17 protein-coding genes are annotated in these 18792 nt (G+C 44.8%); 8 read left to right on the plus strand and 9 right to left on the minus strand.

The annotated features are described in order from the left end of the window. Positions 1–152: 152 nt before the first annotated feature. The 4 genes from F0261_RS05385 to F0261_RS05400 all read left to right on the plus strand — a co-directional run bounded on the left by F0261_RS05385 (position 153) and on the right by F0261_RS05400 (position 3671). Complete coding sequence (locus tag F0261_RS05385; RefSeq protein WP_014999724.1) at positions 153–710, plus strand: GbsR/MarR family transcriptional regulator; 558 nt, start codon at positions 153–155, stop codon at positions 708–710. An 11-nt stretch (positions 711–721) separates the two neighbouring features. Beyond that, entirely contained in the window at positions 722–2095 is a 1374-nt protein-coding gene (locus F0261_RS05390) for a cytochrome ubiquinol oxidase subunit I (protein WP_014980453.1), read from the plus strand. 11 nt (positions 2096–2106) lie between these two features. Beyond that, on the plus strand, positions 2107–3114 hold the full coding sequence (locus F0261_RS05395; RefSeq protein WP_101566066.1) for a cytochrome d ubiquinol oxidase subunit II: 1008 nt from the start codon (positions 2107–2109) through the stop codon (positions 3112–3114). Positions 3115–3506: 392 nt separating this feature from the next. After that, complete coding sequence (locus F0261_RS05400; protein ID WP_014950935.1) at positions 3507–3671, plus strand: hypothetical protein; 165 nt, start codon at positions 3507–3509, stop codon at positions 3669–3671. A gap of 34 nt (positions 3672–3705) precedes the next feature. Here the strand turns inward: F0261_RS05400 and F0261_RS05405 are convergent, their stop codons facing one another. The 9 genes from F0261_RS05405 to prlC all read right to left on the minus strand — a co-directional run bounded on the left by F0261_RS05405 (position 3706) and on the right by prlC (position 13854). Beyond that, the gene (locus F0261_RS05405) at positions 3706–5301 is read right to left on the minus strand and encodes a methyl-accepting chemotaxis protein (protein ID WP_171337407.1); all 1596 of its coding nucleotides are present in this window, start codon (positions 5299–5301) and stop codon (positions 3706–3708) included. A 416-nt stretch (positions 5302–5717) separates the two neighbouring features. Further along, on the minus strand, positions 5718–6200 hold the full coding sequence (locus F0261_RS05410) for an Lrp/AsnC family transcriptional regulator (protein WP_014950937.1): 483 nt from the start codon (positions 6198–6200) through the stop codon (positions 5718–5720). Positions 6201–6279: 79 nt separating this feature from the next. Then, complete coding sequence (locus F0261_RS05415) at positions 6280–6924, minus strand: hypothetical protein (RefSeq protein ID WP_171337408.1); 645 nt, start codon at positions 6922–6924, stop codon at positions 6280–6282. A 425-nt stretch (positions 6925–7349) separates the two neighbouring features. Then, positions 7350–7559, minus strand: coding sequence for a cold-shock protein (locus tag F0261_RS05420; protein ID WP_012519905.1), 210 nt, complete (start codon positions 7557–7559; stop codon positions 7350–7352). 293 nt (positions 7560–7852) lie between these two features. Continuing rightward, a complete protein-coding gene (ubiB, locus tag F0261_RS05425) occupies positions 7853–9481 on the minus strand; it encodes a ubiquinone biosynthesis regulatory protein kinase UbiB (protein WP_171337409.1) in 1629 nt (542 codons plus the stop codon). Between the two features lie 23 nt (positions 9482–9504). Beyond that, a complete protein-coding gene (locus tag F0261_RS05430) occupies positions 9505–10140 on the minus strand; it encodes an SCP2 domain-containing protein (protein WP_171337410.1) in 636 nt (211 codons plus the stop codon). Next, positions 10140–10937, minus strand: a complete 798-nt coding sequence (gene ubiE, locus F0261_RS05435; RefSeq protein ID WP_156086995.1) for a bifunctional demethylmenaquinone methyltransferase/2-methoxy-6-polyprenyl-1,4-benzoquinol methylase UbiE — start codon at positions 10935–10937, stop codon at positions 10140–10142. The genes F0261_RS05430 and ubiE overlap by 1 nt, the downstream gene beginning before the upstream one ends. Before the next feature lie 172 nt (positions 10938–11109). Then, positions 11110–11811 (minus strand): DNA-3-methyladenine glycosylase I, encoded by a 702-nt coding sequence (locus F0261_RS05440; protein ID WP_014977550.1) that lies wholly within the window; start codon positions 11809–11811, stop codon positions 11110–11112. Between the two features lie 6 nt (positions 11812–11817). Then, a complete protein-coding gene (gene prlC, locus F0261_RS05445; RefSeq protein ID WP_039233979.1) occupies positions 11818–13854 on the minus strand; it encodes an oligopeptidase A in 2037 nt (678 codons plus the stop codon). 316 nt (positions 13855–14170) lie between these two features. On the opposite strand from prlC, the gene F0261_RS05450 reads away from it, so the two are divergent. The 4 genes from F0261_RS05450 (at position 14171) to F0261_RS05465 (ending at position 18635) form a co-directional block, all read left to right on the plus strand. Beyond that, a complete protein-coding gene (locus F0261_RS05450) occupies positions 14171–14731 on the plus strand; it encodes a response regulator (protein WP_014977552.1) in 561 nt (186 codons plus the stop codon). A gap of 23 nt (positions 14732–14754) precedes the next feature. Beyond that, positions 14755–15579 carry a phosphate/phosphite/phosphonate ABC transporter substrate-binding protein gene (locus F0261_RS05455; protein ID WP_171337411.1) on the plus strand — a complete coding sequence of 275 codons (825 nt, stop codon included), beginning with the start codon at positions 14755–14757 and terminating at the stop codon, positions 15577–15579. Positions 15580–15589: 10 nt separating this feature from the next. Further along, a complete protein-coding gene (locus tag F0261_RS05460) occupies positions 15590–17257 on the plus strand; it encodes an ATP-binding protein (protein ID WP_049586758.1) in 1668 nt (555 codons plus the stop codon). A 70-nt stretch (positions 17258–17327) separates the two neighbouring features. Next, positions 17328–18635, plus strand: coding sequence for a response regulator (locus F0261_RS05465; protein WP_014977555.1), 1308 nt, complete (start codon positions 17328–17330; stop codon positions 18633–18635). Positions 18636–18792: the final 157 nt, after the last annotated feature.

Raw genomic sequence — 18792 nt, forward strand, 5'->3', positions numbered from 1 at the left:
TCAAGCATTCGTTGCGTTATTTTGGGTCATCCTAAATTCGGGTAATTAGCTCCTCGCCATTAAATTTTTCTTATTTTTATTCTCTTTCTATTGATCTTGATCAAACTAATAACTAAACTTTCAGTAATTTCTGAAACTTCTGGAAGGTAAAAATGAAAATGACGCCTTTAATTACATCTGCGGTAATGCACTTTGGCGAAATGGGAAGTCGTTGGGGTTTCAACAGAACAGTAGGGCAAATTCTTGCGCTTATTGTTTTAAACGAAGAGCCCATTTCGGCGCAGGAAATTGCAGATGCGCTCAACATATCCAGAGGCAATACCAGCATGGGTTTAAAAGAGCTTCAGTCATGGCGCTTAGTTAAACAGCATCTTGTTCCTGGTGAGAGAAAAGAGTTCTTTATTCCGGCTGGCGATATTTGGACATTGGCCAATAGAGTATTTGAAGAACGAAGAAAGCGCGAGATAGACCCAACCATGAGTCTACTGCGTGATTTGTTGCTTGACGCACCTGCCAATGAAAAAGAGGCAAATGCACAACATAAACTGAACGAAATTCACGATTTACTCGAATCAATTACGGCATGGTCTGAAGAGCTTCAAAATCTTGGGCCTGAAAAGTTAAACACGTTGATGAAGTTGGGTTCTGGCGTGGGCCGTATGCTTGAGCTTAAGGACAAGCTACTTCCGGGGAAAAACAGCGTTAACTAAGGGGGCCTTCTGTGGATGCATTCTTGCTGTCTCGTTTACAATTTGCGTTAAATATTAGTTTTCATATTTTGTTTCCAACCATCACCATGGCGATGGGCTGGTTTCTATTTTACTTTAAGCTGCGCTCTAATATTTCAGGTCACCCTGTGTGGATGCGTATGTATCGCTTTTGGGTACGTGTCTTTGCCCTAAGCTTCGCCTTGGGTGTAGTAAGCGGCGTCACCATGTCATTTCAGTTTGGTACTAACTGGCCTGGATTTATGGAGAAAGTAGGTAATGTGGCGGGGCCACTACTCGGTTATGAGGTACTTACCGCCTTTTTCTTAGAAGCCACGTTTTTAGGCATCATGCTGTTTGGCATACGCCGTGTTCCGAACTGGCTGCATACGGCTTCAACCCTTATTGTTGCACTTGGCACCACTACTTCTGCGTTCTGGATATTAGCCTTAAATAGCTGGATGCAAACCCCACAGGGCTTTGAAGTGGTCGACGGTGTGGTGTACGCCACAAACTGGAAAGAAATTATCTTTAACCCGTCTTTCCCTTACCGCTTTGTACATATGATGTTAGCGTCTGGACTGACGGCCAGCTTCCTGATTGCTGGGCTTTCAGCCTACCGCATGCTTAAAGGCGACGACAAGCTTGCGCCTAAGCTCGCGCTTAAAACCGCCACCTATACGGCGGCAGTGTTAATCCCGCTACAAATTTTTGCTGGCGACATGCATGGTTTAAATACGCTTGAACATCAGCCTCAGAAAGTAGCGGCGATGGAAGGACTTTGGGAAACCACTGAAGGTGCACCTTTGTTACTTTTTGCAATTCCTGACGAAGAAAGCAAAGAGAATCATTTTGAAATTCCCATTCCCTATGGCGCAAGTTTAATTCTTACTCACGAACTTAAGGGCGAGATTAAAGGGTTAAATGAGTTTGAAGGAGAGCATCCGCCTGTTGCTCCTGTTTTCTTCGGTTTTAGGGTTATGGTGGGTATGGGCATGTTGATGCTCGCTGTGTCATGGCTTGGCAGTCTTTATCTTATGCGTAACAAAGACTTCCCAATTTGGCTTAAACGCACGTTTGCAGGCATGGCGTTTAGCGGCTGGATTGCTACGTTAGCAGGCTGGTACGTAACGGAAATAGGCCGTCAGCCCTATTTGGTAAGCGGTGTGTTAAGAACCGCTGATGCCGTTACCCAATTGCCACCGGCGAATATTGCTCTGTCTTTCACGCTTTATCTTGTTATCTATACAGTGCTTCTAATCGCATACATGGGAACACTTATGTTGATGTGCAGAAGAGCCGTTGAAATTGAAGAGATAACGACGGAAGAGCGCGAAGTTGCCAAGGCAAAAATGCAACCTACTGACCCAGACCCAAGCACGGTTTAAGGAGAGCAAACATGTTTGAAAGTGTATCAGCAGAAATGCTCGGAAATATTTATGTGGGTTTACTTGGTTTATCTGTATTGCTGTACGCCATTTTAGATGGCTACGACTTGGGTGTGGGTGTACTTATTCCGCCAAGAACAGAAGCGTTTCGCGATGACATGATAGCCTCCATAGGCCCTTACTGGGATGCTAATGAGACGTGGCTTGTGCTCGCCATAGGTCTACTGCTTATTGCTTTCCCTGAAGCCCATAGTGAGTTTTTACAAACCTTGTACTTGCCTGCAACCTTCATGTTATTAGGGCTTATTTTGCGCGGCGTAGCGTTCGATTTTCGCGCCAAGGTTGTGCAGGTGAAAAAGCGTAAGTGGGACATGGTATTCAAATACGGTTCGCTTTTAACCACATTAGCTCAAGGGTATATGTTAGGTATATACGTGACGGGGCTTCGCACAGATATTTGGGCGCAAGGCTTTGCACTTCTCGCTGCATTTGGTGTTACGGCTGCCTATGCGTTTATTGGCTCGTGCTGGTTAATACTTAAAGGCGAAGGTGAGCTTCAACAAAAAGCGTATTACTGGGCCAGAAGAGGTTTAGGGGTACTGGCAGTAGGGATTGTCGCGGTAAGTATCGCAAACCTAACCTTACACGATGACGTGCGAGATTTATGGTTGTCTGCTCCTTGGGGCTATGTGCTTTTCGCTATTCCAGTAGCGTGTTTTGCGCTCTTAGCACTATGTGGTGTGTTGCTTAAAAAACTGCCTGATGCACAAGGGAAAGGCGAATGGCTTCCGTTCTTTATTGCCCTTCTAGTATTTTTACTTTGTTTCACCGCATTTGGCATAAGCTACTATCCGTTTATCATCCCTGGACAGATGACGGTGATGGATGCGCTTAGTGATGCAAGCTCTCTGCGCTTCTTGCTTGTTGGCGTAGTTATTGTAGTACCTATTATTTTGGCTTATACGGCCATGGTATATAAGATATTCTCCGGTAAATCAGAGAAGCTTTCTTACTACTAGCCTTTGTTAATGGGATCGCAGCAGATCCCAATTACTTGAAACAATAGTGAACATCATTGAAATTCAATGGTGTTCACTTTCTATTCAGCGCTATACTAAACGCTGTACATTGCGAGTTTCTTGCGGTTCCCGACGCCTTTCCTGTGCTTGGGGCATTTGCGGCGACCAGTATCCCCAATCCACGAACTCGATCTGAAAACCTGCGATCAAAATATGATCCTTTCCCTCGAACAATGTATACCAATGACTAGGGGATGTTTAGCGTTAGCTAGTCTACCCTTAAGGTGTGATCAAAATTTAAACGTTACTTACCGTTAAATATTTTGTTGACATCAAACTGTAATATTACTATATTTTATTTGGGGCAATTTTTAATAGAAGGAGCCAATACCATGGAAAATGTATTCCATTCGTTCTCACGGTTCTTCAAGCGCGCGCACCCCTACACAGTCGCTCACTATATCGGCCGTAAAAATGCGCAGCGTATCTTAGGATGTAAAATCAAAAAGAAATCCAAGATATTTGCCGACCAGCACGTTGAAGACCAAAATCATTAATTTATATGGGGCCCGTCAAACCGGCCCCATTTTTTTAGCTCAATTTAAATCTATTAACGTTTTCCTGAAGGTTCTCAGCCAGGCTGAATAAGCTTTTCGCTTCACTATTCACATTGGTATTCGCGGCTTTTACTTGATCGCCCAGCATTTGAAAATCTAGTGCCCCTTCGCGTGCAACTTGCACCTGATCTTTAGCGTGTTGTACAAGAGCCGAAGCCTCATTGCTCACCTCAACTAACGATAAAACACTTTTGCGTCCGTCTTCCAACGTAATCACCAGCTCATTGGCAAGCCCCAATGCGTTGTGTGCCTTGTCTTTATTCGAAGTCATAGTTTGTACAGAATCACGAATTGACTGCACTATTTTTTCTAACATGGCATTAATTTCAACTGTCGATTGATGAGTTCTTGATGCTAGCGTACGCACTTCATCCGCCACCACCGCGAAACCTCTACCCGACTCTCCTGCTCTTGCCGCTTCTATTGCAGCATTAAGTGCCAATAAGTTAGTTTGATCAGCAATCTCAGCAATGGTTTTCACCACACTCGATACGTTTTTTCCATCGCTTTGCAGCTTATCTAACGTAGTAGCAGTTTTATCAATGTTCAGGGTTAAATCAGAGATGGCGCGCGCTGTGGTTTCCACATCCACCTTACCTTGCGCTATCTGGTGGGCACTACCTTTCGCTTGTTCCGCAGCCTTTATAGATAGAGTAAGGCTATGTTCCATTTCATCAGACAGATTATCCATGACTGACACTAGCTGCTTGATGTCTCCTTGAAAGCTTAAGATAGCGGTTGAAGAATGTGATGTTGCACTGTTAAGTGTTTGTGATGAGTGGTTCAGGTCATTCACTGCATGTTGAAGGTCAGTCATTCCCTTGTGAAATACGGCTAGTAGACCTTGAACGCTATGCGTTATCGCGTGGAGTTCTTGTAAATTTTGAGTAGGTAGACGTGACTGTAAATTGCGTGTTTTTGCAATATCGTCAAGCCTCTTAGCCATCTCTTCGATAGGATTTGCGATATTCCGCTTAGCAAGTATGTAGCCCATTATCGATACAGCCAGTAGCAATATGATTAGGCTGTAGATAGTGAACTGGCTCACACTGAGTTCAGCAGAAATAGCCATGGTTCGAGAGTTTGCAGCACGCTCAACACCCGAGCGTACCCCGGTTAAAAGTGCATTTAGTTCAGATGCTGCTTGGGTAATGACTTGAAGATTTTCCCGTGCAGTATCCCAATCTATAGATGTTGCTGACATCGTTTGCTGTAAAGACGCAGCTGACGCAACCAGTACATCAAACTTTTCTTGAGCGGCATCGCTTCCCATATAGCTGAATTGGGAAAATTTGGCGATGGTATCGTTGACGAGCCGGTCTTTCTGCCCGTTATATTCGCGACTATTTATTGTGGTTCCGTATAAGGAATACGCGATAAGCACCAGCTCTTTACTTTGAGTTTGTATATCATCGATAGCGCTTAACGAGGGTAATGTTTCATCCACGTAGGCTTCTACTAAGTTTTCGACATTGGCGTTGTTCTTAGTCAATACAATTGCCGCGATGAGCGACACAATTACAACGAGAAGATAACCGAGCAAGATTCTTTGCTTGATGGTTTTAAACATATAACCCCCATATTATTTAGGGGCACGCCTATACTTGTCGCACGTCTCTGCACCCTTTTCTATTCGTGGTAGGACAAAATATATACTTTTCCTACAATTGAACAAAAATAGACCGCTACGGTTGCTTTTTTCTTTCAGATTTTTAATCGGGAAGTTATCGAATTTGTGTTGTACCAATCCGCTCAGATAATTGCCCACTCAGAAGACGCTGGCAAGTTTAAAATGTTCGTACTCTTTGTTGTGTCACCTTGATGTAGAACCACTATACCTGCGGTAACACGCCGCGATTACGAACATTTTAACTCTCGTTGAGTGGGTAATTATCTATGCGGACTGGTATTACTTAGTGTCTTCAACTGCAAATTGCCTCATCTATCACCGAAGGTATTGAGAAAACCAATGCTAATTATGAGGGGTTAAATATGGTTAAGCGGTACCGAGGTTGTGTACTTAATCTGCTCCATTGCAAAGCTTGAAGTGACGTCGGAAAACTCTATACCGTTAACCAATCGCTTATAAAAATGATCAAAGCAATCCATATCGGTAACGAGGACTTTTAGCAGGTAATCGTATTCGCCAGACATACGATAACATTCAACAACTTCATCAAACGACGCGGCGTGCTTGGCGAAACTTGCCAGCCACTTTCCATCATGTCTGCCCGCTTTTACTTGCACGAAAACGGTCATGGCCAGCCCTAGGTGTTTTGCTTGCAACAGCGCTACTCGCCTAGAGATTATGCCCTTCTCTTCTAGCTTTTGAATACGCCGCCAGCAGGGCGTTACCGTAAGCCCAACTTGCTCAGCGATTTCTGCGACAGGCGTGTCAGCGTTATTCTGTAGCATGGCCAAAATGGCTTTATCTATTGTGTCTATACCGCTTGTTTTTTCACTACGCATAGTGAGATGTTGCCCTTTATTTCCATGTTCTCAGTTTTTCAGCGAATTACGTCAGGCGCTTTACTTTTATGGAGGCTATTTACAGCCACCAAGGCTGATTAAAGTCGACATTTTCTGGTGCAATTTCGTACTGAAAGGGAGGCGTGAATACATCCCAAAATGCATCCCGCAAGACCTCGTCTATTATGCTAAGTTTACCTGCATCGCGATAGCGAGATAGCAGTGTATTGTAAGCGTCAATCGGCATTTGCGGGTTAGACTGGCGAAAGATAACACGCCCTCCAAACTCTTCATACATCGCTTTTTCTGTTTGAAACTGTATAACCTGCTTGGCCGCTATCTCTTTAATGGGTTTCGTTGCCGTTTCACTTGAAACCTGACCTTCAAACTTCTCGATAAACTTGCTTACCAGTGTTTGGTTAACAGTTATGCCTTTTTGTTTTGCGTAGTCCTCTAAAACAAGCTCATAAATTCTGTTAGACGCATTTACACGGACCACATAATCAAGCATACCTGCGTAATTGTCTTTCGCTTGCAGCTTCAAGTTTTTACGTTCTTCTTCACTGGGCACGACGTCTGCCATACGGATTTCGGTATTAAGCACCATTGCTAAAACACCCTGCTCATCGACTTGTCCATTTGCCTGAGCAGCATAAGCAAGGTTTGAACTTAGAATAAGTAGCGCGGTGGCCAATGAAGATCGAATAGTTGATGTCATGCGCATTAAGCACTCCCTGTAGACGTATTTATACCTGCGGTAACAGGCCGTAATTACGAACACATTGCGTCTTGCTGAGTGGGTAATTAACTGTACGGACCGGTGTTACCTAAATGGTCGTTGAGATGAGTAAAGCATTAAACGCTATGACTACGCAATACCGTGGCGTACTGATATTAGGAATATGCTGCGAGCTTTAAATTTATTGGGTTGAACGAGTGCTTATGTGGTGTAGGCGAGAGAGGATGACGATAGCGACGCAGTAGACTAGCTATTGATGAAAAGCGTTATACGTTAAAAATGATATATACCAAAGCGATATGGACTAAAAGCTTTATGCACTAAAAGCTTTGGCGCGCGTTTAGCGTGAGTGCGGAAATACAGACATTAGAAAGAAAAACGGCGGTCAAATGACCGCCGTTTTTGAATTCTTAGATAGCTTGCACGTTAGCAGCTTGAAGACCTTTTTGACCTTCTTCAACTTCAAATTCTACTCGCTGACCTTCTGGAAGCGTTTTGTAACCGTCAGAGATGATCGCACGGAAATGAACGAAAACGTCCTTACCGCCGTTATCTTGAGTTAGAAAACCGTAACCTTTATCAGCGTTGAACCACTTAACTGTGCCTGTAACTTTAGACATGTCGTATAGACCTCAAATATCGTATTAAATTGCGCATAAGCGCGTGTAACAAAGTTCTTTAGAGTCTTTAAATTGGCGGAGTATTGGGTCTTACTTACGAATGGACAAACAACTTACAACAAATTACCGGGTAACTCGAGTGGTTTTACATATAGCAAATAATACAAAATCGCGTCTATTTAAAGACTTTGGCTTAGAGCCGTATCCACTATAACACTCTTCGGGACGATTACTATACAAATTAATTAATTAACTACGGAATTCATAAATATTTCACCGCAGCGTAACAAAAATCACAGCCCTTTTCGCCACGCTAAATACCAACAAATTGCGCCAATTACACCCGTACTTGCTGGGAAATACCAAGATAATGGGTACATTGGCAGTATTGCTGTCATTAACACAAAGGTGGCGCCCACTACGCTTAAATGAGTGGTCTGAGTTGTTTTCTTTTGCTCTTGAAGCAGTGCCAAATGTGCCCTTTGTTGTTGCAATGGCAAGCGCTTCATTTGCTGTAAACTGTCGTACAACAAATCTGGCATTTCAGGTAGTTTTTCAGACCAGAAAGGTAAGTTGTCTTTCACCTTTCCCATCATGGCGGTAAAGCCAATCTGCTCTTTCATCCAGTTTTCAAGAAACGGCTTAGCGGTTTTCCAAAGGTCGAGCTGAGGATACAACTGACGGCCTAAACCTTCGATATACAGCAATGTTTTTTGCAGTAGCACAAGCTGTGGCTGCACAACCATATTGAAACGTCGTGCCGTATTAAATAGCTGCAGCAGCACGTTACCAAAGGAAATTTCAGCCAGTGGCTTTTGGAATATAGGTTCGCATACCGTGCGGATGGCCATCTCGAATTCATCGATATTGGTATCCTGCGGTACCCAACCTGAGTCGGCGTGAAGCTGGGCAACCTTGCGATAGTCGCGGTTGAAGAAGGCAATAAAGTTCTCAGCCAGATAGCGCTTATCTTCACGATTGAGCGTACCCACAATGCCAAAATCGATGGCGATATATTTGGGGTTTTCAGGGTGTTCGGTAGAAACAAAGATATTGCCCGGGTGCATGTCTGCATGGAAAAAACTGTCGCGAAATACCTGAGTGAAGAATACTTCCACACCGCGCTCGGCCAATTTTTTCATGTTGGTATTTTGGGTAAGTAATGCGTCGATATTCGAGATTGGCAGACCGTAAATACGCTCCATAACCAACACATTGCTGCGACAGTAGTCACTGTAAATTTTAGGTACGTATAAGGCGTCTGAGCCTTCAAAGTTCCGCCCTAACTGAATACCATTTGCAGATTCACGCAGTAAATCAAGCTCATCAACAATGGTCTTGCGGTATTCCACAACCACTTCGACAGGACGCAGACGTTTGCCGTCAGGAAGCCAGCGTTGAAGCACGTTAGCCAAGCTAAATAAAAGCTCCATGTCCGCCACGATGGTATCGCGAATATCTGGGCGCAATACCTTTACCACGACGTCTTCGTTGTTATGCTTCAACTTTGCCGCGTGAACTTGGGCTATAGAGGCAGACGCCAGCGGCGCTTTTTCAAATTCACTGAATAATTCGCTTAAATCAGAAAGCCCTAGCGCTTGCTTGATAATGTCTTGTGCAGCGTCAGATGAAAACGGCGGAACTTTGTCTTGTAAACGGGCAAGTTCGTTAGCAATGGCAGGGGGAAGCAAGTCTCGGCGGGTAGAGAGCATCTGGCCGAATTTAATAAAAACAGGCCCAAGGTTTTGTAGTGCAAGGGTAATACGCTCGCCGGCTGACTTGCCCTTGTGCTTGTTTCGCACCCAAAAAATGGTATGACGCATAGCCCGCGCGTACCAGGGTAACCACTTTGCTGGAATAAGTTCGTCTAAGCCGTGTTCCAACAATACCTTGTTAATTCGGTATAACCTAACAATACGCATTTATGAGCCTGTTTCTCTCAATCTTACTTAAATTTTTCTTCTAGGCGGCGCAGTCTCGCATCGGCACTTTCTGCTCGATCGCGAAGCGCATTAACTTCGTCACTAAAGTGCATAACCGCCAGCTTGTGTGCAGCAAGCTGCTTTTCTTCTACTACGGCGTTGCCGAATACCTTCGCCATGGACGCTAGCGCTGACATCGACTTCTCATGCACGGTTTTCACCGTTTTCACGGTCTGATGGGCAATAACATCGTTGGTCTTTTGTGCCAGCAACTCTTCAATGTCGATATCGAGCTGCTGAAACAAGGCACTGACCTGCTGAGCAACATTGAGCTCTCCTTCCAAAAAGAGGGCCTTTTGCTGAATAAGACGAGTCAATTGACTGGTTTCTTTTAACTCTGGCAAGGTTTGTAGCGACGCTTTAATACAACAGTCTTTCGGCCCAAGGGACGCGACGGCGTCTTCAAACGAGCCTTGTTCGCTGAGTACGTCAATACGGTCAGAAAACGACAGCGTAATACCATAAGGAAGCGGCGAAATGAACGCGGTAAACCTGGCGCCAGCAAGCGCTTTTAGCCTTACTTCGCTGTCTTCGTCTAAAGACAGCAACTTGTTTAAAACCGATTCAGCCGTTGCGGTAACCAGCGCAGAAGTAGGCATTAAAACTTATAACCTCTATGTAGCGCTACAATACCGCCAGTCAGGTTTTGGTAATCACATTGCTCGAAGCCAGCCTGCTCGAACATCCCCTTCAAGGTTTCTTGATCTGGGTGCATACGTATGCTTTCCGCAAGGTATTGGTAGCTTTCTGCATCGTTCGCCACTAGCTGACCCATTTTTGGCAAAATGTGAAACGAGTACATATCGTAAAGTTTGCTGAGCTGCTCTGACGTAGGCTTAGAAAATTCTAATACCAGTAAACGGCCGCCTGGTTTTAACACGCGAAAAATAGAATTAAGCGCGTTTTGCTTTTCCGTTACGTTGCGAAGGCCGAATGCCATGGTCACCACATCAAAATGGTTGTCGGGGAAAGGCAGTGCTTCCGCGTCAGCTTGCACATAATCGATGTTGCTTACCAAGCCGCGATCGCGAAGCTTATCACGGCCTACTTTCAGCATAGACAAGTTGATATCGGCAAGGGTTACGCGCCCTGTAGGACCTACCAAACGTGAAAACTTAGCGGTTAAATCGCCAGTACCACCGGCAATATCCAATACTTTATTGCCCGTGCGAATACCGCTGCAGTCTATTGTGAAACGCTTCCATAAACGATGCACTCCCATCGACATAAGATCGTTCATTACGTCGTACTTTGCTGCAACAGAGTCAAAAACATTAGCAACTAAAGAGGCTTTTTGCCCTTTATCCACCTGTTTGAAACCAAAGTGCGTTGTGTGCTCAGTAGCATTGTCGATTGCAGAGTCTGCTTGCGTAGCGGGAGTTTGATTGTCGCTCATGACAGTCCTGTAATTTGAATATTTTTATTAATGCCGAAGTGTATAGGATTGTGTGCTCAAGCAAAAGCTTTATGCCTGACTGTCTCCTGATGTAAATCAAGCCTTTGACCTTTACAAAAGCGGAGCCTGCAAGGCACAAGCTCGCTTGTTTAGAAGACTAGAGCAGCTTGCTCTACGCTACCTGATTGTTTGTGCCCCAACTATAGGCAACAATCGCACTGATCTCTTGCAAAGAACGGCCACTTTCCTCATGCCATTGCGCAAATGCCGCATTGGCCGCCGACAGCGACTTTTTCGAGGTTAAGCCACCGTCGATAATTTCATTCTTTCGCAAGTAATCTTCCACGTCACGAGAGAATAAAAACGTGTCTATGCCTAGTGCACGAAGCATGTAGGGGCCGGTGTTACCGCCTAATCGCGCACCGCGTTTTTTCAAAAACGCCCAAAGCTCAGTGATATTGTCTTTTTCAAAGCCTGCTACGAACTTACCAAAGCTACCGTGCTCCAGGGCTACGTCTTTGATCATCATGGCATTGTCACGCACTGTCATCACTTTTTTATAGTTGCGAACAATGCGCTTATCTGACGCTTTTTGCTCTAACATTTCATCGGGCATCAACAACACTTTATCAATGTCGAACCCGAAAAACACGGTTTCAAAGTCGGGCCACTTTTGCTCAATAACTCGCCACACGAAGCCTGACTGGAACACTTTTTTGGTCATCGCCGCTAAAAAACGGTCGTCAGGAATTGCTTCAATTTGCGCTTTAGAAAGCGGTGCTTGGAGCATGGCTTCAAGCACCCTTTCACCGCCTTTGCGCTCGCACGCTCGGCGGTAGATAGATTGAAAAGACTCTAACTTAGACTCTTTCATGTGTGCCTAGCCTTTAATACCGCTGTGACGAAGCAAAGCGTCAACTTGGGGCTCGCGCCCTCTAAAAGCAACAAACAAGTCCATAGGAGGCTTACTGCCGCCCATTTCTAAAATGTTTTCTAAGAACGCCTTGCCCGTATCGCGGTTAAAAATGCCATCCTCTTCAAACTTGCTGTACGCGTCGGCAGAAAGCACCTCGGCCCACTTATAGCTGTAATAGCCCGCTGCGTATCCACCAGCAAATATGTGACCAAAGCCGTTTTGGAAACGGTTAAACGATGGAGGAATGACCACGGCCACCTCTTCACGCACTTTATCCAATGTGCCCTGTACGTCTACCTCACTGCCCTTTTCGCTATGCAGTAAGAAGTCGAAAAGACTGAATTCAAGCTGGCGTACCATCTGCATCGCTGACTGGTAATCCCGTGCAGCAAGCATACGCTCCAATAAATCAGCAGGAAGCGGTTCGCCAGTTTCATAGTGACCAGAGATAAAGTTAAGCGCGTCCTCTTCCCAGCACCAGTTTTCTAAAAACTGACTTGGCAGTTCAACCGCATCCCATGGCACACCGTTAATACCAGATACACCGGCTACGCGCATTTTAGTAAGCATGTGATGGATCCCATGACCAAACTCATGAAACATGGTCACCACTTCATCGTGGGTAAATAGCGCTGGCTTATCCCCTACAGGTGCGTTGAAGTTACAGGTAAGGTACGCAACGGGTAGCTGCAATTCGCCATTCATTTTTTCACGACGTACGCGACATTCATCCATCCACGCGCCGCCACGCTTTTTAGCTCGTGCGTACAAGTCTAGGTAAAAGCTGCCGCGCATCACATCGGCATCGTCAGTAATGGTGAAGTAACGTACATCTTTATGCCACGTATCGATGCCAGGCTGCTCAATAATTTTTAAGCCATACAGGCGATGTACAACTTCGAATAAACCAGACAGCACTTTATCTTCGGGGAAATAAGGGCGAAGCATTTCATCAGAAATCGTGTACTTTTCCTGTTTCAGTTTCTCGCTGTAATACGGTAAATCCCATGCCGCTAGCTCGCTGACACCATGCTTGTCTTTCGCGTACGCTCGTACTTCTTCAAGCTCTTTCTCTGCCTGAGGCTTAGACTTAGCCGCCAAATCACGCAAGAAACCGATGACCTGATCGGTAGAATCCGCCATTTTAGTCGCCAGTGAACGCTCTGCATAACTTGAAAAACCTAACAATTCAGCCAGTTCAGTACGCAGCGTTAAGGTTTCTTTGATTATATCGGTGTTATCCCACTTACCCGCATTAGGGCCTTGATCAGACGCTTTTGTTGCATAGGCGCGATACATTTCTTCGCGAAGTTCGCGATTATCGGCGTAAAGCATGACTGGCAAATAAGACGGAATGTCTAACGTAAACAACCAGCCTTGTAAGTCTTTTTGGTGCGCAGCTTGCGCCGCTGCTTCAAGGGCTGACTCTGGCATACCGGCAAGTTCAGCTTCATCGGTAATGTGTTTAGTCCAGCCCATAGTGGCGTCCATCACATTATTGGAAAAGGTTGATGATAGCTCGCTAAGCTTTGCCTGAATCTCTGCAAAACGCTTCTTTTGCTCTGCGGGAAGCGCTACACCTGACAAGGTGAAATCGCGAACGGCGTTTTCAATCACTTTTTGTTGTTCTTCGCTTAGAGTCGCAAATTCGTCAGACGCTTTGAGGGAAGCATAAGCATTGTAAAGGCCTTCGTGCTGGCCTACCCAAGTTCCATACTCAGATAGTAATGGCAAACACGCATCGTGAGCTTCACGCAATTCATCGCTGCTCACCACGCTATTCATATGAGAAACCGGCGAGAACATTTTGCTTAAACGATCATCGACCTCTTCAAGGCGCAGCACTAGATTTTTGTAAGAGTAATCTTTCGACGCCACGACCTCATCTATTTCGCTTTTGCACGCCGCAATGGCTTTTTCAATTGCAGGCTTAATAGAGGCAGGTTCAATAGCAGAAAAAATTGGTAGACCATCTACCATTTCAATTGCAGGGGTTGTCATAATCTTTTTCACTCTTAACACTTTGATAGAATAATGATGGGGCTTCGCTGATTAAAAGCAAGCTATTGTTTTAGCCACTGTTGACCTATTTTGAACTTACTAGCCGTTAACGTGCATGGATCATGATTATTGCCTATATTTACGAATTCAATGAATGCCGCTGCACCGTTTTTCTTAATGCCCCTCATAAAAGCTGAACAACACAGCCACCTCTACTAAGCGCTGTCACAAATGTCACATTTCATCCTTTTGTCTACTTTGTCCCTTCGCTGTTCAGCGTCTATAATTTCGATTAATAAATCTACAAGGCATAGATATGAAAACGTTGACCTCAGGCGAAATAGCCTCGTATTGCGATGTAAATCTGCGCACCGTAATTCGATGGATTGAAAGCGGCAAGCTGAAAGGCTTCAAACTTCCTGGGCGTGGAAACAACAGAGTATTAGTAGAAGATTTTGTCGCCTTTCTTGAACGACACGACATGCCAATTCCCGATTCATTGAAAGGCATTGCCACGCCCTCAATATTAATTGTTGACGATGAAATGCCAGTTGCCAAGTCTATTCAGCGCGTGGCCAGACGGGCGGGTTATGAGTCGTATATCGCTACAGGCGGCTTCCAAGCGGGGATTATGCTAAGCCAATACGAGCCCAAAGTCATGACCCTCGATTTAAGTATGCCAGGCATGGACGGTTACAGCGTTATCGAATTCACGCGAGATCAAAGTAAATATAAAGATCTCAAAATTGTGGTCATATCGGCACTCGATGAAATTAGCCTGGAGCGCGCGCTTGAGATAGGGGCTGATGCCACCTTACAAAAGCCGTTCTCAAACCATGACTTAACAATGGTCCTTGAGCAGTTTATGTCGATGTAAATCGATTTAAAGGGAGTGACATTATGGCTTGGTTATCGCGATTCGCTCTTTTAAGTTTGCTTGTAGGTGTTTGCGCATTACCGACAAATGCTAAACCCCTTACTTTTGCTGTTGTACCTCAACAGTCTGCCAAGAAAATGGCTGAAACATGGCAACCCTTAATCGACTATGTGAGCAATTACACCGGTTTTGAGATTGATTTTAAAACCGCAAAAGACATTCCTACTTTTGAGGCGAATCTCGCCGACGGCAAATATGATATTGCCTATATGAACCCCTACCACTTTGTGGTTTTTAATGAATCTGCAGACTACCGCGCGCTTGCGCGCCAGCGCGATAAAGAAATTCGCGGCTTACTTGTTGTACGTAAAGACAGCCCCATACGCTCTCTGGAAGACTTAAGCGGTACTGAAGTAGCCTTCCCAGCGCCAGCTGCGTTTGCTGCCACAATTATCACAAGCGCTCACTTGCGGATGAAAAGCATTGCTTTTGTACCGCGCTACGTCAATTCTCATGACTCTGTGTACCTCGCAGTACAACGGGGCTTTTTCAATGCTGGGGGGGGCATTGTCCGTACGCTTAACAGTTCACCTGACGACGTTAAACAAGAATTACGTGTCCTTTGGAAGAGCAAGGGTTATACGCCTCATGCTATCGCAACCCATCCAAATATGGCGCTCGCTGACAGACAAGCTATTCTTAATGCATTACTTGCTTTGTCGAACGACACAAGTAAGTCTTGGATTTTAAAAGGTATTGGTTTTAACGGCTTTATAGCGTCAAACGACAGTGATTGGGACGACGTGAGAGCATTGGGAATAGCGTCGCTATCGAGGCCGCATTTATGAGTAGACTCGTATGAAACTGTCGTTGCGTATAAAAACAATAACAGGCATCGCATCAATAGCAGCGCTTTTGCTGCTAGTGCTCATTGTGACGGTGTTTCAGCTACTTAATGACCTTGTCGACAGTAACATAAAGAAGTCAGCCGACACCACGGTTGCCCTTTTTGTTTCGACGACAAAAAATGCCTTTTTAAGCTACGACCTTGCAGCTCTTGATGCCGACGTTTCAGAAATCCTTACCAACCCCAATATTGCTTACGTCAAAGTTAAAGACAAATTAGGCAGAGTTTTCGTAGAAAAGGGGAACACCAACGCACTAAACCGCCCTTTTACTGCCGACACAAGTGTTTCAGACGCTGATGATGGTATTTACGACACCCGAGCCCCCATCATGGTGAACAGGACTTTGTACGGCTATGTAGAGATTGGACTTAACATTGCTTCAGTAACTGAATCTGTGTCAAGGGTGAGAAACTGGACAGTTACACTGGCTTTTCTAGAATTTATTTTGGTCGGATTGTGCTCTTACTTACTCGGTTCTTACCTGATGTCGCAACTTCATCAATTACACGAAGGCGCTAAACGTTTAGGTGATGCAGTGAAAAACAACAGCTATCAAGATGTTTTTGTTCCCGTGCGCGGCACTGATGAGTTAAGCGAACTGGCAGAGGCATTTAATCAACTGGTTGAGCGTTTGAAAGAAGAACATGCGCAGCGTCAATACGCGCAAGATGAGCTTAAAGAGCTTAACACGCTACTTGAAGAAAAGGTTCAGGATAGAACCGCATTGCTGCATCAGAAAAACTATCAACTCCAAGAGGCCAATAAAGATCTAAAAGAGACCCAGGTACAACTACTTCAAGCTGAGAAGATGGCGTCAGTTGGCCAGCTCGCAGCGGGTGTCGCCCATGAAATTAACAATCCTGTCGGTTTTGTCAGCAGCAACATATCCACCTTAAGTGAGTACGTTGCTACCTACCAAATGATATTTTCACAAATTAACGCGGTCCTTAATGAGCAAGACGAGGGTAAGCGTGCTTCTGCCTTGTCAGAACTAGAAAAAATGTTAGCTAATCAGGATATGGCGTTTATCAATGAAGATATCACCGACCTTCTCAGCGATTCGAGAGACGGTTTAAGTCGGGTTGCTGAAATTGTAAAAGGGTTAAAGCTATTCTCTCGTGTAGACAGTGACCACATGCAGCAGCACAACATTAATGATTGTGTACGCACTACCCTTGCCATGGTGAACAACCAATTAAAGTATATTTGTACTGTTGAAACGCATTTAGGCAAAGTCCCTGACGTTGCCATGAATGTAGGCAAGGTTTCTCAAGTTGTTACCAACTTACTCATTAACGCGGGACAAGCGATAGAGAGCACGGGTAAGAACGGTAAGGTAACTATTACCACCTGTACTGCGGGCAAGTTTGTCGAGCTTCGTGTAGAAGACACTGGCTGCGGTATTCCATCAAGTCATTTAGACAAACTCTTCAATCCATTTTTTACAACTAAACCTGAAGGGCAAGGCACTGGCTTAGGTCTTTCAATTTCGTTTGGCATTGCTCAGGAGCATGGCGGCACGCTCTCAGCCACCAGCAAAGAGGGAGAAGGAAGCATATTTACGTTAGCGCTCCCCCTTGTTTCACACTCAGACAAAACATTAGAGAGCGAAGGATGAAGCAACTAATAGTGTTATCAAGCAGCATTGCGTGTAATAGTTGTAACGTCGCTTATAAGGATAATAATTTATGACAGAGCCTACTACAGAACAAGCCACGACCTACACGGTTCTATTTGTCGACGACGAGCCGAATATCCTTCGCGCTATTAAGCGTGCGCTGTTCACTATGGACATCACCTTACTGCTTGCTGATAGTGGTGCCAAAGCGTTAGATTTAATGAGTAAACACGATGTTCATGTAGTTATTTCTGACATGAAAATGCCGCAGATGTCAGGTGCGGAATTACTCGAACAGGTCGCTATCAATTATCCCGAGACTTTTAGAGTTGTGCTCACCGGCTATGCCGACATTGAGTCAACAATTAAAGCTGTAAACCAAGGCAAGATACACCGTTACCTGCAAAAGCCATGGGACAACCAAGAGCTTATCGCTGTTGTAGAAGAAGGCTTAGAGCGAGTTAAGTTAAAGGCGGAAAACCTTCGTCTACAAAAACTAACACGACTGCAAAATAAAAAGCTACGCGACGTAAATGCCTCACTAGAACAAGTGGTTCAAAAGCGCACGCGCCAAATAAAAGCGGCGCTAAATAAAATCGAAAAACACAACCTTGCAATGGAGCAGGTGCTGTTCAACGTGATAAGCATTAACCCTGACATTAATGGTAAGTTTGCCATTGAGGTTAGCGAGTTGGCATCAAAACTGGCGCGTATTGCTCGGTTAGAGAAAGAAGAAATCAAACAGGTGCGTTATGCGGGGCTTATCTGCGAGCTTGGGTTACTAGGGCTTGAAAGCGAAGATTTTAAGGCGCCTTTTTCAAAACTTAAATATCAACAGCAGCAAAACTATCTATCGCAAACCAAGCAGGCTGCGTTAATACTTGCTCCGGCGCACGAACTACATCAAGTTTCTGACATTATTGAATTTCAGTTCGAGCACTATAATGGCTCAGGCTTGTATAACAAAGTTGCAAAAGAAATACCTGCTGGCGCGCGTATCTTGGCCATAGCCCGAGATTACTGGCGCTTAGTAACTGGCAGAATGAGCGGCATCGAAATGAGCCCTCGCGATGCCAAACTAGAAATGAAAAAGCACAGAAACACCCGCTATGACGGTGAATTTTTGGACCTGTTGCTCGAAGCAGAAGATGTAACGACATCTAAACTGCTTTCTACATCATTGAAAGCCTCGCAGCTCAAAGCAGGCATGGTACTAGCCCAAAATTTGTATAACGATAGTCACATCCTTATCCTTCCCGAGGGACATGTGTTTAGTGATGCCACCATTCAAAAACTCGTACACTTTGAAGAAGAACGTGGAAAAGCGTTTAGTATTCAAATAGAACCAGAAGAGCTTTCTGCTACTATAAGTGAATAAGCTTTAAAGATTACGTGCTGAAAGCAGGATGAGCGATGCATGAATATGCTTCGCTTTGTCTTAGCCTTTTAATTAGGCTGCACTGTCCCCATTGATAAACTAAATGAAATTCCCTAAAGCAAATCTCGGTCTTTTGATTACTCTTTATGACAAGACC

This window comes from Alteromonas sp. 07-89-2, from assembly GCF_013113925.1.
In the GTDB taxonomy this organism is placed as follows: domain Bacteria; phylum Pseudomonadota; class Gammaproteobacteria; order Enterobacterales; family Alteromonadaceae; genus Alteromonas; species Alteromonas macleodii.

Bases quoted from the DNA above. Each gene is read 5' to 3' on its own strand.
- F0261_RS05410 (WP_014950937.1), bottom strand. From the start codon at position 6,200: ATGCGTAGTGAAAAAACAAGCGGTATAGACACAATAGATAAAGCCATT.
- F0261_RS05420 (WP_012519905.1), bottom strand. From the start codon at position 7,559: ATGTCTAAAGTTACAGGCACAGTTAAGTGGTTCAACGCTGATAAAGGT.
- F0261_RS05395 (WP_101566066.1), top strand. From the start codon at position 2,107: ATGTTTGAAAGTGTATCAGCAGAAATGCTCGGAAATATTTATGTGGGT.
- F0261_RS05415 (WP_171337408.1), bottom strand. From the start codon at position 6,924: ATGCGCATGACATCAACTATTCGATCTTCATTGGCCACCGCGCTACTT.
- F0261_RS05465 (WP_014977555.1), top strand. From the start codon at position 17,328: ATGACAGAGCCTACTACAGAACAAGCCACGACCTACACGGTTCTATTT.
- F0261_RS05440 (WP_014977550.1), bottom strand. From the start codon at position 11,811: ATGAAAGAGTCTAAGTTAGAGTCTTTTCAATCTATCTACCGCCGAGCG.
- ubiB (WP_171337409.1), bottom strand. From the start codon at position 9,481: ATGCGTATTGTTAGGTTATACCGAATTAACAAGGTATTGTTGGAACAC.
- F0261_RS05385 (WP_014999724.1), top strand. From the start codon at position 153: ATGAAAATGACGCCTTTAATTACATCTGCGGTAATGCACTTTGGCGAA.
- prlC (WP_039233979.1), bottom strand. From the start codon at position 13,854: ATGACAACCCCTGCAATTGAAATGGTAGATGGTCTACCAATTTTTTCT.
- F0261_RS05430 (WP_171337410.1), bottom strand. From the start codon at position 10,140: ATGCCTACTTCTGCGCTGGTTACCGCAACGGCTGAATCGGTTTTAAAC.
- F0261_RS05455 (WP_171337411.1), top strand. From the start codon at position 14,755: ATGGCTTGGTTATCGCGATTCGCTCTTTTAAGTTTGCTTGTAGGTGTT.
- F0261_RS05450 (WP_014977552.1), top strand. From the start codon at position 14,171: ATGAAAACGTTGACCTCAGGCGAAATAGCCTCGTATTGCGATGTAAAT.
- F0261_RS05405 (WP_171337407.1), bottom strand. From the start codon at position 5,301: ATGTTTAAAACCATCAAGCAAAGAATCTTGCTCGGTTATCTTCTCGTT.
- ubiE (WP_156086995.1), bottom strand. From the start codon at position 10,937: ATGAGCGACAATCAAACTCCCGCTACGCAAGCAGACTCTGCAATCGAC.
- F0261_RS05460 (WP_049586758.1), top strand. From the start codon at position 15,590: ATGAAACTGTCGTTGCGTATAAAAACAATAACAGGCATCGCATCAATA.
- F0261_RS05400 (WP_014950935.1), top strand. From the start codon at position 3,507: ATGGAAAATGTATTCCATTCGTTCTCACGGTTCTTCAAGCGCGCGCAC.